Here is a 14,415-nt window from a genome sequence, read left to right as displayed (position 1 = left end):
GGTATATATGAGAGGAAAACAAAAAAGACTCCAACATATTAACTACTTACTAATACGTTAGAGTCTTTATTTTTTTTGAATGATTGTATTTATATTTTTCATACTAATATATTTGCAAGGAATAGAATAAATGATGTTAATATTACCGCTCCGCCTAATGATCCTAATAAATCTGTTTTTGTTACTTGTAACACTTGTTCACTGTTCATATTCCTCATTCTCCTTTCATTTTGTACAATTTAAAACTTTTATTATACTAATACGCTTGATAGAAATACGATTAATGCTGTTAATACTACTGCTCCGCTTGCTGATCCTAAGAAATCACCTTTTGTTACTTGTAATACTTGCTCTTTCATATCTTTCATTCTCCCTTCATTTATCTTTTGTTACAAAATTTCTATTATACTAATACGCTTGATAGAAATACGATTAATGCTGTTAATACTACCGCTCCACTTGCTGATCCTACGAAGTCACCTTTTGTTACTTGTAATACTTGCTCTTTCATATCTTTCATTCTCCCTTCATTTATCTTTTGTTACAAAACTTCTATTATACTAATACGCTTGATAGAAATACGATTAATGCTGTTAATACTACCGCTCCACTTGCTGATCCTACGAAGTCACCTTTTGTTACTTGTAATACTTGCTCGTTGTTCATAATTTTCATTCTCCCTTCTCTTATTTTTGTTACAAAACTTCTATTATACTAATACGCTTGATAGAAATACGATTAATGCTGTTAATACTACTGCTCCGCTTGCTGATCCTAAGAAGTCACCTTTTGTTACGTTTAATACTTGCTCGTTGTTCATATCATTCATTCTCCTTTTTTATAAGTTATCTATATGTAATTACTAAGAAATGATTAGTTCATAGTTTTCATGTTAACGTTACATTGAAATTAATTACGTAACGTTTGTAACACTAATGTAACATAACTATTATTACGTTGCAATATAATTACGTAAATTTTATTACACTTTTTTTACGTTTTTTTAAATAAACACTCAAAAACCTTGTTTTAATGCGTTTTCTACTACAATCACATTTGTAACACTAGTGTAACATTAAGGTCATAAAGCGAAATATAATATTATTCATCTCTATTTTGTTAAAAACCAAAGTGAAACTTTAATCAACGAGAGTTCCATTCCCTACTAATTATTCCCCTCACCAATCGCACTTTTACTAGAAATTAATGCGGGATAAAATACTATCTTTCCAAGATAAGTTTATATGTTTCCTCTATATAACTATGTATAATGGAAACAAAGAGGTGGTCATTTTGAAATTAATCGCACTAGATATGGATGGTACGCTACTATCATCTAATCTTGAAATCTCCAAAGAGAACTTACAAGCTATCCAAACCGCAAAAGAGGCTGGTCATATTGTAATGATTTGTTCTGGCCGCGCGAAAGAGGATGCTTTGAAATTATTGGAAGAATATAAACTATCTCTTCCAGTTGGAGCAAGCAATGGGGCAATTGTTTATGTGGACGGAAAAGTAATTAACTCGCGTTGTTTACAAAATGATAAAGTATACAAGCTTGCAAAATTACTAGAATCTGAAGGTTTTCCATATAAGTTGTACACAAATAAAGGGGTTTACTCTCCTTATACATGGCAAGATCAAGTTATGCAGGCATTCGAAGAAAACAAGCATACACTAGATGTTACACTTGAGGAGCTTGAAAGAATTACAGAAAAACAAAAGAAATCTAACTTAATTACTGATTTCCAAAAAATAGAAGATGTCGTAAATAATCCAGAATTAGAAATATCTAAATTCTTCATTTTAACATTTAATGCTGCTCATCGTTCACAGCTATTACAAACTTTACAAGAAGATACGGACATTTCAGTTACGGCATCAGCTCCTACTAATGTAGAAATTATGGATAAGCATGGCCATAAAGGCAATGGTTTGCAAGAAATGGCAGCTTATTTCAATATACCAATTGAAGATACTGTTGCAATCGGTGACAACTTTAATGATGTGCCAATGCTACAAGTAGCCGGCTTATCAGTTGCAATGGGAAATGCTGAAGAAGACGTAAAAAAATTATGTGACGTTGTTACATTAACAAATAATGAAAACGGTGTTGCTCATGCAATCGAGCAATTTGTATTGAAACAAACTTCATCTAGTAAATAAAGTTCAACTTTAATCAGAGGCGGGGTTCCTCTGATTATTAGTTGAACCAATCGGGCTTTTACGGGCAGTTAATGCGGGGTAAAAAAAGGACTCTTTCACTTTTTGAAAGAGTCCTTTTTTTACACATGGTGACAAGCAACAAAATGATCTTCACCCACATTACGGAATTCTGGTACATTCGTTTTACAAATATCTGTAGCAAAGGGGCAGCGCGTATGAAAACGGCAACCTGACGGCGGATTTGCCGGACTTGGAATATCCCCTTCTAAAATAATCCGTTCTCGCTTAACCGTTGGATCAGGTATTGGCACTGCTGATAATAATGCTTTTGTATATGGATGAAGTGGATTCGCAAATAACTCATCACGTGGTGCTGTTTCCACAATAGTTCCTAAATACATAATTCCAATTTTCGTACATAAGTGCTCCACAACACTTAAATCATGTGAAATGAATAAATAGGACAATCCCTTTTTCTCCTGTAATTCACTAAATAAATTAATGATTTGCGCTTGAATAGATACATCTAATGCCGCAACAGGCTCATCAGCCACAATAAATTCTGGATCTAATACCATTGCCCTTGCAATAACGATACGTTGACGTTGCCCGCCGGAAAACTCATGAGGGTACCGGTCAATATGATACGGCGCTAAACCACATAACTCCAATACTTCTATCACCTTTGCACGGACATTTTCTTTCGTCGCTAGTCCGTGAGCCAACATTGGCTCACCAAGCGCTTCTCCAATTCTCATTCTTGGATTTAATGAGCTAAATGGATCTTGAAAGACGAGCTGCATATTAGGACGATGCTTTCTCAGCTCTTCTTTTGATAAAGCATGAACATCTTGACCTTTAAATTTCACTTCACCTTCTGTTTTTTGAACGAGACGGAGAATTGTTTTTCCTATCGTCGTTTTCCCACTTCCAGACTCTCCTACAAGGCCAAACACTTCTCCTTTATCAATTGTAAAGCTTACCCCATCTACCGCTTTCACATGTCCAATCGTTCTACTAAATACGCCGCCCTTAATCGGAAAATACGTTTTTAAGTTCTTCACTTCTAATAATGGTTCACTCATTGCCCAGCACGCTCCTCATATAACCAACAAGCTACTTTATGATCCTCGTCATGCACATTAAGATTTGGCGCTTCATTTTTGCATATTTCCATGCAATGTTCACAGCGACCACTAAAGTAGCAAAACTCATCTAAGCCAACTAAATTTGGAACTTGCCCTGGAATAGAATAAAGTTTATCTGTTCGTTTCCCCATTACTGGTTTTGATTTTAGCAACCCTTGCGTATATGGATGTTTCGGATTTTGAAATATTTCTAGTACCGGTGCCTCTTCAATAACTTTTCCACCATACATAACAACAACGTAATCAGCCATTTCCGCTACAACACCTAGATCATGTGTAATTAATAAAATGGACGTTTTAAATTCCTCTTTTACTTGTCTTAGTAAGTCTAATATTTGCGCTTGAATCGTAACGTCTAGAGCTGTTGTCGGTTCATCTGCAATTAATAACTTTGGATTACAACTAAGTGCAATAGCAATCATAATACGTTGTAACATACCACCGCTTAATTCGTGCGGATAAGAATGGACAATTTCATCAGCACGAGCAATACCAACTTTACGAATTAATTCAATTGCTTTTTTGTATGCTTCGTTTTTGCTAAGTAGTTCATGCTCTCTTAACGTCTCAACAATTTGCTCTCCAACAGTAAAGACCGGATTAAGTGATGTCATCGGTTCCTGGAAAATCATCGCGATATCATTTCCTCTTAAACTACGAAGTTCTTTCTCTTTCATTCCTAAAAGACTTTTTCCTTCATAAAGAATATCACCACCAACGATGCCGCCAGATTCAGCAATAAGTCCCATAATAGATAAAGCCGTTACACTTTTCCCGCAACCTGATTCGCCTACTACACAAACTGTTTCACCTTCTCGAACTGAAAAGCTAACATGATTGACAGCCTTTACTGTACCTTCTTCCGTCTGAAAGTGTGTTTGTAAATCCTTTAGCTCTACTACTGCTCTACTCATGCTTTCTCACCTACCGCTTCATCTTTGGATCTAATGCATCACGAAGTGCATCGCCAAGTATATTAATTGATACAACTGTTATAAAGATTGCAAAACCAGGCGGGATCCATAACCAAGGACGCTTTTGGAAATCGATTAATGAGTTTGCTGCACTAATCATATTTCCCCACGATGGTGTAGGCGGGACAACGCCAAGTCCTAGGTAACTTAGTGCAGACTCTCCTAAAATAGAACCTGCAACACCTAATGTGGATACAACAATTAATATCGGCAGGACATTTGGGATTAAATGATATACAATTTTCCGGTAATCGTTTATCCCGAGTACATCAGCAGCTTGCATAAACGATTGTTCTCGCAGCGATAAAATTTGACCTCGTACGAGGCGTGCAAGTCCTGGCCAACCTACTAAACTTAAAATGATCATAATGACATAAAGACGATAATCAGATGGTACTTTCCATTCTGATAAAATAGCTCCCATTATAATAAGTAACGGTAATCCTGGCATCGACATTAAAATATCCGCAAGACGCATTATAATATTATCGACGATACCACGGTAGAAACCTGCAATCGCTCCTAATAAAGCACCTAGTATAACGGATAACACCATTGAGGCTAAGCCAATTGTTAATGAAATTCGTCCTGCTTGCATAAGCCTCGTTAAAATGTCTCTTCCTAATTGATCTGTGCCAAGCCAATGAGAAAAACTAGGTGGTTTGTTAATTAGCGTAACTTGTATTTTTCCTGATGCATACGGTGAAAAGAATGGACCAATAAAACAAAATAAAAACATAAAAACTAATGCGTAAAATCCTATAAGTGCCATTTTATTTTTCTTTATCCTTTTAAAAGCTTGCCTCCACGGCGATGATTCATTCCTTCTTTTCTTTTTTTCTTTTTTTTCCGTAGTTGCTGTAACAGTTTCCATCTCTTTCCCCCCCTTACTTCAACCGAATACGTGGATCAACAACTGCATATACAATATCCGCTAAAAAGTTTGAAACAATTGTCAAACACGAAAGAAACATCGTAAATGCCATTAATACCGTATAATCACGAAAATTTAATGCTTCTAATTGAATATTACCGATACCTGGCCAGTTGAAAATTTGTTCTATAATAATTGCCCCTGAAAACAACCCTGGTAATTCAAATGCAAGCAATGTAATAGCCGGCAAAATTGCATTTTTTAATGCATGTTTATAAATAACGGTCTTCTCCTTTAAACCTTTTGCTCTAGCCGTTCGAATGTAATCTTGCCGTACAACCTCTAACATACTCGTTCTAAAATAACGAGTTAATGAGCCAACTCCAAGAAGAGTTAAAATAAATACGGGTAAAACCATATGCTTTGCAACTTCTATTCCGTAAGCAAGCCCAGTTGAATTACTCCCAACATCAATCATCCCGCCTATCGGTAACAGCTTAAAGTCAACCGCAAACACTTTAATTAAAAACAAACCGATAAAGAATGAAGGAAATGACATCGCTGCAAATACACCAATTGTTACAAGCTTATCGAATAAAGAATGTTGCTTTGTCGCTGAAAATACACCGATAATCAGTGCAATTAGCCAAATAAAGAACAATGCAATAATCGCAACAATAAACGAATTCCATATAAATTTATTTAATAATGACGTTACAGATTCTTGATATTGAAGAGAAAAACCAAAGTCCCCCTGCAATGCATTACCTAGCCAGTGAAAATATCGCTCAACAATTGGTTTATTCAATCCATACAATTCCCTAAGTTCAGCTGCTCTTTCCGGTGTAATCTTCGGGTTTGAATCAATATAATCTCCTGGAAGAAGTGCGAACAGGAAGAAGATAATAATCGATGTCCCCAACAGTGTAGGAATCATTTGTAACAGCCTACGAATGATATATGTTTTCACCCTTTTTCTCTCCAATCTTATGCTTAAAATAGAAGAACATTTTTTCAAAGCGGCACACTACTTGCCGAATGAAAAAATGTCTTCTACTTATACATTCTTCTCGTTATTTTTCGATAGATAGAGCTGGTAAGTTTGCACTAATACTATTGTATTTTTCAGGGTCAATTCCTTTTATATTCCCGTTATAACCAGTAATTGTTCTACGATAGTTTAATAGAATTACTGGTGGATCATCACTTAATTCTTTATACAGTTCTTTATAGATTGGTTTACGTTTTTCAATATCTACCGTTTCAATACCCTTTTGAATTAACTCATCTACTTTTGCATTTTTATAACCAAGACTCTTCTCATTGACACCCGACAAATATTCACCAGCTGTTTCACTCGGATCACTTGTAATTGGTGTCGAAACAGAAGCTAAATCATAATCACCTTTGTTTACCTTCGAAAGCATAGTATTAAAGTCCATAAATTCAGGGTTAAATTCTACACCTATTTCTTTATAATTCTCTTTTGCAATCGGAATTAATAAATCGCTATCTTTAGCCGAACTTGGGCCGAAATAAGAAAGCTTTAATTTTTGACCATCTTTTTCACGAATTCCATCCGAACCAACTTTCCATCCTGCTTCATCTAATAATTTTTTCGCTTTTTCTTTGTCGTATTCATATTTATTAACTCCTTCTTCCGTATAAGCCCAAGAAGTTGGATGAATTGGTACATTAGCTACCGTACCGTATCCTTTCAATGCTGTATCAACATATTTTTTACGATCTAATCCGTAAATAAGTGCTTGACGAACCTTTTTATCCTTTAAGTACGGCTTATTATTATTCATATAAATATAGCTAAATGACGCTGCTGTTTCGATTTGGATATTTGCAAATTCTAAAGCCTTAGCCTGTTCAAGAACTTCGTCACCAGTACCTAGGCCAGTGTAGTCAACCTCACCTGTTTGGAATAATTGAAGCTTCGTATCACCAGAAGTAATTTTATAAATGAAGTTTGGAATTTTTGGTTTACCCGCATAATAATTTTCATTTGCTACAAATCGCACTTCTTGCCCTGGGATATACTTTTCAAATTTATATGGACCCGCAGCTATCGGTTTTTCATATAACGCTTTTAAGTAATCTAAGCTTGTATTTTGTTTGTAATCTTTTCCATAATAAGCTTTTGATAATACCTCTCCACCTAAGGCTGTTAGTGCCTGTGAATTAACTTTTTCAGTTGTAATTTTAATTGTCTGTGGATCAACAACTTGAATTCCTTCAATAGAAGTTGCTTTTCCTTCTTTATATTCTTTACCACCTTTAACAGCATATTGAGAAATGTCTTTGTCACCCTCATATGCCTTATCATGTAAAAGCGTCAATGTGAACGCTACATCATCTGCTGTTAATGGTGAACCATCGCTAAATTTCAAATCTTTACGTAAATGGAATGTATATGTTAACTGATCAGAGGAAATATCCCACTTCTCAGCTAATTCTGGAGTTGGTTTTCCTTGTTTATCTGTAGATACAAGGGATGCAAAAATAACTGAAGTGACGTTTCCATCCCAACCATTTTGTTGGAAATATGGTAAAAATACGCCGCCTGGTTTACTAATGCCAACTACTAACGTATCTTTTCTATTCTTCGCTTTATCTGGTACTTTCGTCTTATCTGTCGCAGCAATATTTTCAACTTTTATATTTTTTAAATCTTGCTGTTTTACTGGTTCTGTAGAAGCCGTATCCTCCTGTCCCCCACAAGCAGATAACACAAGCGAACTACTCAGTAATACCGAAAATACACCAGCCCATTTTTTTGTCTTTTTCTTCATTGTCCCCACCCTAACTTTTTTTTAATAATTACACCTTATGAACTGCTTGCCTAATGTATGCCTCCCACAGCAACATTTTATAGCCAATCGGAAAAGTCGGTTTTGGTTATAAAAAAATAGTTGTTTTTGAGGGGTAACAATCTTATTCCGACCTTTCCGGTAGACTTTATGGTTATTAGCTTATATCTTTCAGTATATTTTGTCAATTATTTCTATATAAATATTTCGATAATTCCCCAAAAATTATTGAGCAATATTCAATTTAGGTAAACTTAACAAAATACCATTATAATTATCTTCTTGTAACCCTTGAATTCGTGCATTATGTGCAGACACGACTTTACTATTGTTTAAGAAAATAACAGGTGGATCTTCACTTAACTCTTGATATAGTTTTTTATAGATTTCTTTTCGTTTTTCAATATCCAATGTTTCTAATGCCTGCTTAGCTAATTCATCTACTTTCGGATTATGATATCCATCATAATTACGCTTACTTGTCGAAACAAACTCCTCAATTGTTCCGCTCGGATCATCAATCATCGGTGTGGAGACCATCGCTAAATCATAATCTCCTTTAATTACCTTGGAAATCATCGTATTAAAGTCCATGTATTCAGGATTGAAATCTACCCCAATCTTTTTATAATCCTCCTTCATAACGGGGATCATCACATCATTGATTTTACTTGCAGAAGAAGCAAAATAACTTACCTTCAATTTTTGGCCATCTTTTTCACGAATACCATCTGATCCAGCTTTCCACCCAGCTTCATCGAGCAATTTCTTCGCCTTTTCTAAATTATATTCGTATTTATTGATTCCTTCTTCTGTATACGCCCACGAAACTGGTGTAATTGGTACATTAACGAGTGAAGCGTATCCTTGGAAATATGTATCAATGGCCTTTTGACGCTCTAATCCATAAATAAACGCTTGGCGTACACGTTTATCTTTAAAGTATGACTTCTTATAATTCATTTTAATGTAACCGTATGAACTTCCCGTATACACATTAACATTAGCAAAGCCTAACTCTTTTAATTGTTCAATCGTCTCCGCATTTGTCGTGAAGCCATCATAATCTACTTCGCCCGCTTGAAATTGTTGCAGCTTCGTATCACCTTTTGTAATTTTATAAATAAAGTGCTCAATCTTCGGTTTACCTTCAAAATAATTTTCATTTGCTACAAAACGAACTTCTTGACCTGGAATATATTTATCTAGTTTATAAGCTCCTGCTCCCATCGGTTTTCCATATAACTCTTTTAAATACTCTAAATTCCCTTGCTTATATTCTTTACCGTAATAAGCTTTTGATATAACTTCTCCACCAATTAACGATAATGTTTGGGCATTTACCTTTTCAGTTGTAATCGTAATTGTTTTCGGATCGATGACTTGAATCCCCTCAATAGATGTAGCCTTTCCTTCTTTATATGCTTGCCCACCCTTTATTGCTGTTTGGCTTATATCCGTTGCACCACTATAAGTTGGATCATGTAGTACAGTTAATGTAAATGCTACGTCATCCGCTGTTAACGGTGAACCATCACTAAACTTTAAATCATCCTTCAAATGAAACGTATATGTAAGCTGATCCTCCGAAATATCCCATTTCTTCGCTAGAATTGGAATTGGTTTCCCCTCCTTATCCAATCCAACGAGAGGAGAAAAGATAGCTTGTGTTATATTACCGTCCCACCCATTTTCCATAAAATGCGGAAGGAATATCCCGCCAGGGCTCGGCATTCCCACTACAAAGGTATCCTTTCTTTCTTTTGCCTTTGCTGGACTTTTTACTTTGTCACTCGCCTTAATAAACTCATCTTTTACTTTCGGCATCTTTGCTGCTTCATTTGTACTTTTCTCTTCTTGAGCGCATCCTGCTAATAAAACCGATGTACTAAGGAATGTAGCAAATAACCCTTTCAAAGCCTTTCGCATAATTCTCACCCTTACTTTCCTGTTTTCTAATTAAGTAGTAACATAAAGATCCTTTCTGTAGCCATCCTTATTTATCCTATAAAAATAGTATGAATTAATTTCAAGATTATTCCTTTTCATTAGTTATGTCAATCCTCGCTAATTGATTTCTTTCAAAAAATAAAAAACACCTTCTATTACCTAATAGTCCCGCATAGAATAATAACAATTAACTACCAAGAAGGGGGCGAAAATATGGACAACCTATTCCAATATGTCCTGCACTATGTATTATTAACAATCATAATAGTCGGGGCGTTATTACTGTTCCCTTTCTTCCCAAAGTTCGTCCTCTTTTTAGCTTTTTTTATTATGCTCGGGATCGCTATTATAATTTCAACGAGGGAAGATACCACACAAAAAGAAAGCAGAGTTCAGCGCGTAAAGCTGTAACTCTGCTTTCTTTTTTACTTTCAACCATGAGTCTCTATCACGCATACTTATGTCTCGGGAAATAATTAGCCTACACTTCTGTAATTACTATTATTGAAAAAGCTTTTGATAACATTTATTTTTCTCTTTACCAGTTCTTCAATTTCGATATGGAATTTTTGCTGGATGAAAATTGCGTAACATAAATTTATCAAAATTACTGTTTCACGTGAAACACATTTTTTATTTATCCCTTACGTAAAATATTATTATAAAGTTAAACTTTAATCAGTGGGGGTTTTGTTCATCCCCCACCGATTATTAACCCTCACCAATCGGGCGTTTACGGGCAGCAGGGCTCCCACCTAATTTTGAGGTGGGAGTCTTACTGCCCCGCAAATAGCGGGATAAAAAAGAAAGCTAATCCCTTCAGCAAAACTGAAAGGAATTAGCTTTCTACTTTTTACTCCACAATGTTCTCTAACTCATTATATAACTCCGCTCGTAAAAACTCTTTTTTCGTTTTTTCTTCATATAATTGTTCAAGCATTTCAACATCAACTACATTTTCCATTTTACATTCGAGTGCATATATATCTTCTTCTATATGCATTAACTCGTTTTCAACTGCCTCTAAATCCCTAGACTTCTTCTTTTTTATAGGCATTACTTCTAACGCTTTATTCCCTTGCTGTTGCTGCTTCTGTTTTACTACTTGTTTCTCAATTCTTTCTTCCCACTTTTGACGAGCCCATGCATAGTTCCCTGCAAACTCAAATAATTTGTGCTCATCAATCCAATATGTCTTTTCAAACAATTTATTTAAGAAATAACGATCATGTGAAACAGCTAAAATCGTCCCATTATATTGTTCAAGGGCTTCCTCTAAAACTTCCCTTGATTCAATATCAAGATGATTCGTCGGTTCATCTAAAATAAGAAAGTTAACATCTTGATACATAAGTTGCGCGAGCCTTAACCTCATTTTTTCTCCACCGCTAAGTTGTGTTACTTTCTTAAAAACAGCTGGACCATAAAATAAGAAACGAGCTAATATATGTCTTGCTTCTCCCTCTGTTACAGCCACGCAATCTCTGAAAGCTTCCAATACATTGTTCTTCATATTCCCGTACGCATGTTGCGATAAATAACCGATTTTCACACTACTACCAATCCGAATTTCTCCAGCATCTTGCTGCATTTCTTTTAGTAATAGTTTTAATAACGTAGTCTTTCCTGTACCATTACGTCCAACGATAGCTGCGCGCTCCTGAAAACGAATATGCAAATTTACTTTCTCGAATAAAGATCGTTCATCAAATCCTTTACTCACTTCTTTCATTACAACAACATCTTTCCCGCTTCTCTCTTGCCCTTCAAACTGAAGTCCCATCTGTTTTCTATCCAAAATGGGTCTCTTTAGTTTCTCTATGCGCTCTAATGCACGTTCCATATTTCTGGCTCTCTTATGCAATCCTTCATTCGGCGGATTCGCTTGATTTGCCCATTCACGTAGACGCTTAATTGCTTCTTTCATTTTCTTTATTTTCTTTTGCTGTTCTTGATACGCTTGAAATTCTTGAAGCAGCCTTTCTTCCTTTTCCTCAACAAACTGTGAATAGTTCGTATGATATACGTGAATTTCTCCATCTTCTAAATCAAAAATTTTCGTTACAACTTCATCAAGGAAATAGCGATCATGCGAAATGACCATAACTGTTCCTGTATATTCTTTTAGAAATTGCTCTAACCACTCGACTGCAAATAAGTCCAAATGATTTGTTGGTTCATCTAACAAAAGTAGATCTGGTTTCTGCAATAGCATATACGCAAGGCTTACTTTTGTTTGTTCTCCACCACTTAACTCCATAAATGATCTTGGAAATAGTTCCGTCACCTGTAGACCATTTGCTACCTTCATAATATTCGCTTCTATTTCATAACCACCGAGAAACGCGTACCTTTCTTGAATTACTCCATATCTCTCCATCAATTTTTGTAAAGCAGATGATTCCTGTTCTTCCGCCATATTTTTTTCTAAAGCATGCATTTCTATCTCCAACTCTTTTTCCTTTTTAAAAGCGGAGCTTAATACATCATATACATTCATTTCATTGTTAAATTTTGAAATTTGCGCTACATGACCAATGCGCGTACCTTTCTTCACATGAATAGCTCCCGCATCCAAACCCTCAATTCCTATTAAAAGCTGAAAGATAGTTGTCTTCCCACTACCGTTACGACCAACTAATCCAATACGTTCTCCATTCTTTATTTCAAGCGATATATTTTCAAATATGATGTTTCCACCAAAAGATTTCTTTACATTATTTACACTACAAATTGTCATTTTCCGTACTCCTTTCAATATAAAAAACCATGGGAAAGAAACATTCCCCATGGTTTTTGTCATAGAAAAAGGAAGCCAAATAGCTCCCTTTTCACACGTTTATCAAAAATGGGTGAAGAGACTTCTATCGTTCAATAGCTACTATGCAATTGTTAAAAAAGGGCATACGTATCCCGTTAACAACTGCATCATGAAAAATCGCACGACAAATATAGATATAATCTAAAAATTTTGCGCGCGTAGCTAAAGAACATTTCATCTCATTCACTCCTTTCGTACGGAATTTAATACTTACTTCTTTATTATACTTCCCCGATTTATGTTTGAATAGTCATTTTTCTGAAAATAATGAAGATAGACTAAACATTTCAATAAGTGACATCAAATCTTACAAAACTGTTATGTTCACGTAATGGAAAGCGATAGTACGAAAAGATGCCTCCCTATACAATAAAGATATAAACAAGAGAGACAAAAACAAGGAGGAAACAATCATGATGAAAGAAATCGTAAAAGCAATCTTTGAGGTATTAGTGAACGGACAAGCAGTTGTAAAAGAACTAAACGAACTATAAAAGGGAGGAAAGAACTATGATGAACATGGTAAAAATGATCTTACATGCTTTAGTTGATGCGAAAGCAGTTAGCCAAGAATTAAACCAACAATAAAAAGGGGTATATGAATATGAAGAAAGCCATTATTGTAATCGCAAGTACAGCAATTGCCTTATACACAATAAAAAATAGAAAAAAGAAACAAAATGAAAATGCTCTATATTATCCATACACACTATTAAAGAAAAAATAAAAGACAAGGTACCCTATTGCAATGAGGATATCTTGTCTTTTATTTTTCCCTATTCCCTTTAAAGGATTTCCTTCTCCTTTTCCCGAATGTATTAAGCGGGATTTTTACATATATTTTAAAGGGGCATATATACAAATGGATACACAACAACTATATTTTTTAAACGATATCGGTAAACAAAAACCAGAAAGTATTCGGAACAGAAACACTGCATGTCCTTTTTGTGACAGAGAAAATTTAACGGATATTTTAGCAACTGAGGGCTCTATTATTTGGTTGAAAAATAAATTCCCTACATTAAAGGATACCTTTCAAACCGTGCTAATCGAAACAGATAATTGCGAAGACCATATCGCAACATATACAGAAGAACATATGAGAAAACTAATTCGCTTCTCTATTCTCCATTGGTTAAACTTACAGGAAAATGAAGAATTCACTTCTGCGATTTTATACAAAAATCATGGTCCATTTTCAGGCGGAAGTTTGCACCATGCACATATGCAAATTATCGGAATGAAACATGTAGACTATCTTGAAAATATTGAGGAAGCAAATTTCCAAGGGGTAATTGTTCAAAAAAATGAACGCATTGAACTCAACATTTCAGAGCGTCCTATTATCGGCTTTACTGAATTTAATATCATCATTGAAGATATTGCATGTATAGATGAAATGGCCAATTATATTCAGCAAACTGTACGTTACATACTGACAGATTTCCATAAAGGATGTAGTAGTTATAACTTATTCTTCTATCACTTAAACAGGAAAATCATTTGTAAAGTTGTTCCTAGGTTTGTCGTTTCACCGTTGTATGTAGGATATAAAATACCTCAAGTTTCTACAAAACTAGAAGATGTGAAAATACAACTAGCGCAGTATTTCACGAAAGAAAAGGATGAAATTATTCATAAAAAAACAGAGTAGGTATAG

17 protein-coding genes are annotated in these 14,415 nt (G+C 35.0%); 4 read left to right on the top strand and 13 right to left on the bottom strand.

All coding sequences use genetic code 11. From position 1 onward, the window contains the following. Positions 1 to 98: 98 nt before the first annotated feature. The 5 genes from NSS97_RS01275 to NSS97_RS01255 are packed head-to-tail and all read right to left on the bottom strand — an operon-like array spanning position 99 to position 829. Complete coding sequence (locus NSS97_RS01275) at positions 99 to 209, bottom strand: DUF3948 family protein (protein WP_001083697.1); 111 nt, start codon at positions 207 to 209, stop codon at positions 99 to 101. Between the two features lie 42 nt (positions 210 to 251). After that, the gene (locus tag NSS97_RS01270; RefSeq protein WP_002029425.1) at positions 252 to 368 is read right to left on the bottom strand and encodes a DUF3948 family protein; all 117 of its coding nucleotides are present in this window, start codon (positions 366 to 368) and stop codon (positions 252 to 254) included. 35 nt (positions 369 to 403) lie between these two features. Continuing rightward, positions 404 to 520: a DUF3948 family protein gene (locus NSS97_RS01265; protein WP_000654250.1), complete on the bottom strand. Its 117-nt coding sequence runs from the start codon at positions 518 to 520 to the stop codon at positions 404 to 406. A gap of 35 nt (positions 521 to 555) precedes the next feature. After that, a complete protein-coding gene (locus NSS97_RS01260) occupies positions 556 to 675 on the bottom strand; it encodes a DUF3948 family protein (protein WP_000700010.1) in 120 nt (39 codons plus the stop codon). A 34-nt stretch (positions 676 to 709) separates the two neighbouring features. Beyond that, positions 710 to 829, bottom strand: a complete 120-nt coding sequence (locus tag NSS97_RS01255) for a DUF3948 family protein (RefSeq protein WP_002009865.1) — start codon at positions 827 to 829, stop codon at positions 710 to 712. A gap of 464 nt (positions 830 to 1,293) precedes the next feature. On the opposite strand from NSS97_RS01255, the gene NSS97_RS01250 reads away from it, so the two are divergent. Next, positions 1,294 to 2,166, top strand: a complete 873-nt coding sequence (locus NSS97_RS01250; RefSeq protein ID WP_002091393.1) for a Cof-type HAD-IIB family hydrolase — start codon at positions 1,294 to 1,296, stop codon at positions 2,164 to 2,166. Positions 2,167 to 2,285: 119 nt separating this feature from the next. On the opposite strand, the gene NSS97_RS01245 is transcribed toward NSS97_RS01250, so the two are convergent. The 6 genes from NSS97_RS01245 to NSS97_RS01220 form a co-directional block, all read right to left on the bottom strand. Next, a complete protein-coding gene (locus tag NSS97_RS01245; protein WP_078176780.1) occupies positions 2,286 to 3,251 on the bottom strand; it encodes an ABC transporter ATP-binding protein in 966 nt (321 codons plus the stop codon). After that, complete coding sequence (locus NSS97_RS01240) at positions 3,248 to 4,228, bottom strand: ABC transporter ATP-binding protein (RefSeq protein ID WP_002091396.1); 981 nt, start codon at positions 4,226 to 4,228, stop codon at positions 3,248 to 3,250. The genes NSS97_RS01245 and NSS97_RS01240 overlap by 4 nt, the downstream gene beginning before the upstream one ends. A 10-nt stretch (positions 4,229 to 4,238) precedes the next feature. After that, on the bottom strand, positions 4,239 to 5,162 hold the full coding sequence (gene opp4C, locus NSS97_RS01235; RefSeq protein WP_000451066.1) for an oligopeptide ABC transporter permease: 924 nt from the start codon (positions 5,160 to 5,162) through the stop codon (positions 4,239 to 4,241). Positions 5,163 to 5,175: 13 nt separating this feature from the next. Then, on the bottom strand, positions 5,176 to 6,132 hold the full coding sequence (locus NSS97_RS01230) for an ABC transporter permease (RefSeq protein ID WP_002091399.1): 957 nt from the start codon (positions 6,130 to 6,132) through the stop codon (positions 5,176 to 5,178). A 103-nt stretch (positions 6,133 to 6,235) separates the two neighbouring features. Continuing rightward, positions 6,236 to 7,963 (bottom strand): ABC transporter substrate-binding protein, encoded by a 1,728-nt coding sequence (locus NSS97_RS01225; RefSeq protein WP_000730686.1) that lies wholly within the window; start codon positions 7,961 to 7,963, stop codon positions 6,236 to 6,238. A gap of 243 nt (positions 7,964 to 8,206) precedes the next feature. Then, positions 8,207 to 9,910: an ABC transporter substrate-binding protein gene (locus tag NSS97_RS01220; protein WP_341111266.1), complete on the bottom strand. Its 1,704-nt coding sequence runs from the start codon at positions 9,908 to 9,910 to the stop codon at positions 8,207 to 8,209. Between the two features lie 234 nt (positions 9,911 to 10,144). On the opposite strand from NSS97_RS01220, the gene NSS97_RS01215 reads away from it, so the two are divergent. Further along, the gene (locus NSS97_RS01215) at positions 10,145 to 10,342 is read left to right on the top strand and encodes a hypothetical protein (RefSeq protein ID WP_002115459.1); all 198 of its coding nucleotides are present in this window, start codon (positions 10,145 to 10,147) and stop codon (positions 10,340 to 10,342) included. A gap of 442 nt (positions 10,343 to 10,784) precedes the next feature. Here the strand turns inward: NSS97_RS01215 and abc-f are convergent, their stop codons facing one another. Beyond that, on the bottom strand, positions 10,785 to 12,671 hold the full coding sequence (abc-f, locus tag NSS97_RS01210) for a ribosomal protection-like ABC-F family protein (RefSeq protein ID WP_341111264.1): 1,887 nt from the start codon (positions 12,669 to 12,671) through the stop codon (positions 10,785 to 10,787). A gap of 124 nt (positions 12,672 to 12,795) precedes the next feature. Further along, on the bottom strand, positions 12,796 to 12,930 hold the full coding sequence (locus tag NSS97_RS01205) for an RAxF-45 family protein (protein WP_000650295.1): 135 nt from the start codon (positions 12,928 to 12,930) through the stop codon (positions 12,796 to 12,798). A 420-nt stretch (positions 12,931 to 13,350) separates the two neighbouring features. Between NSS97_RS01205 and NSS97_RS01200 the strand changes: the two genes are divergently transcribed. Together NSS97_RS01200 and NSS97_RS01195 are read left to right on the top strand one after the other, a co-directional pair. Beyond that, positions 13,351 to 13,479, top strand: a complete 129-nt coding sequence (locus NSS97_RS01200; RefSeq protein ID WP_002029408.1) for a hypothetical protein — start codon at positions 13,351 to 13,353, stop codon at positions 13,477 to 13,479. Positions 13,480 to 13,614: 135 nt separating this feature from the next. After that, positions 13,615 to 14,409, top strand: a complete 795-nt coding sequence (locus tag NSS97_RS01195) for a DUF4931 domain-containing protein (RefSeq protein WP_445285978.1) — start codon at positions 13,615 to 13,617, stop codon at positions 14,407 to 14,409. Positions 14,410 to 14,415: the final 6 nt, after the last annotated feature.

It is taken from the genome of Bacillus sp. FSL R12-0074, assembly GCF_038005725.1.
Lineage (GTDB): Bacteria > Bacillota > Bacilli > Bacillales > Bacillaceae_G > Bacillus_A > Bacillus_A mycoides.
This window is presented reverse-complemented; position numbering and strand designations above follow the sequence as displayed.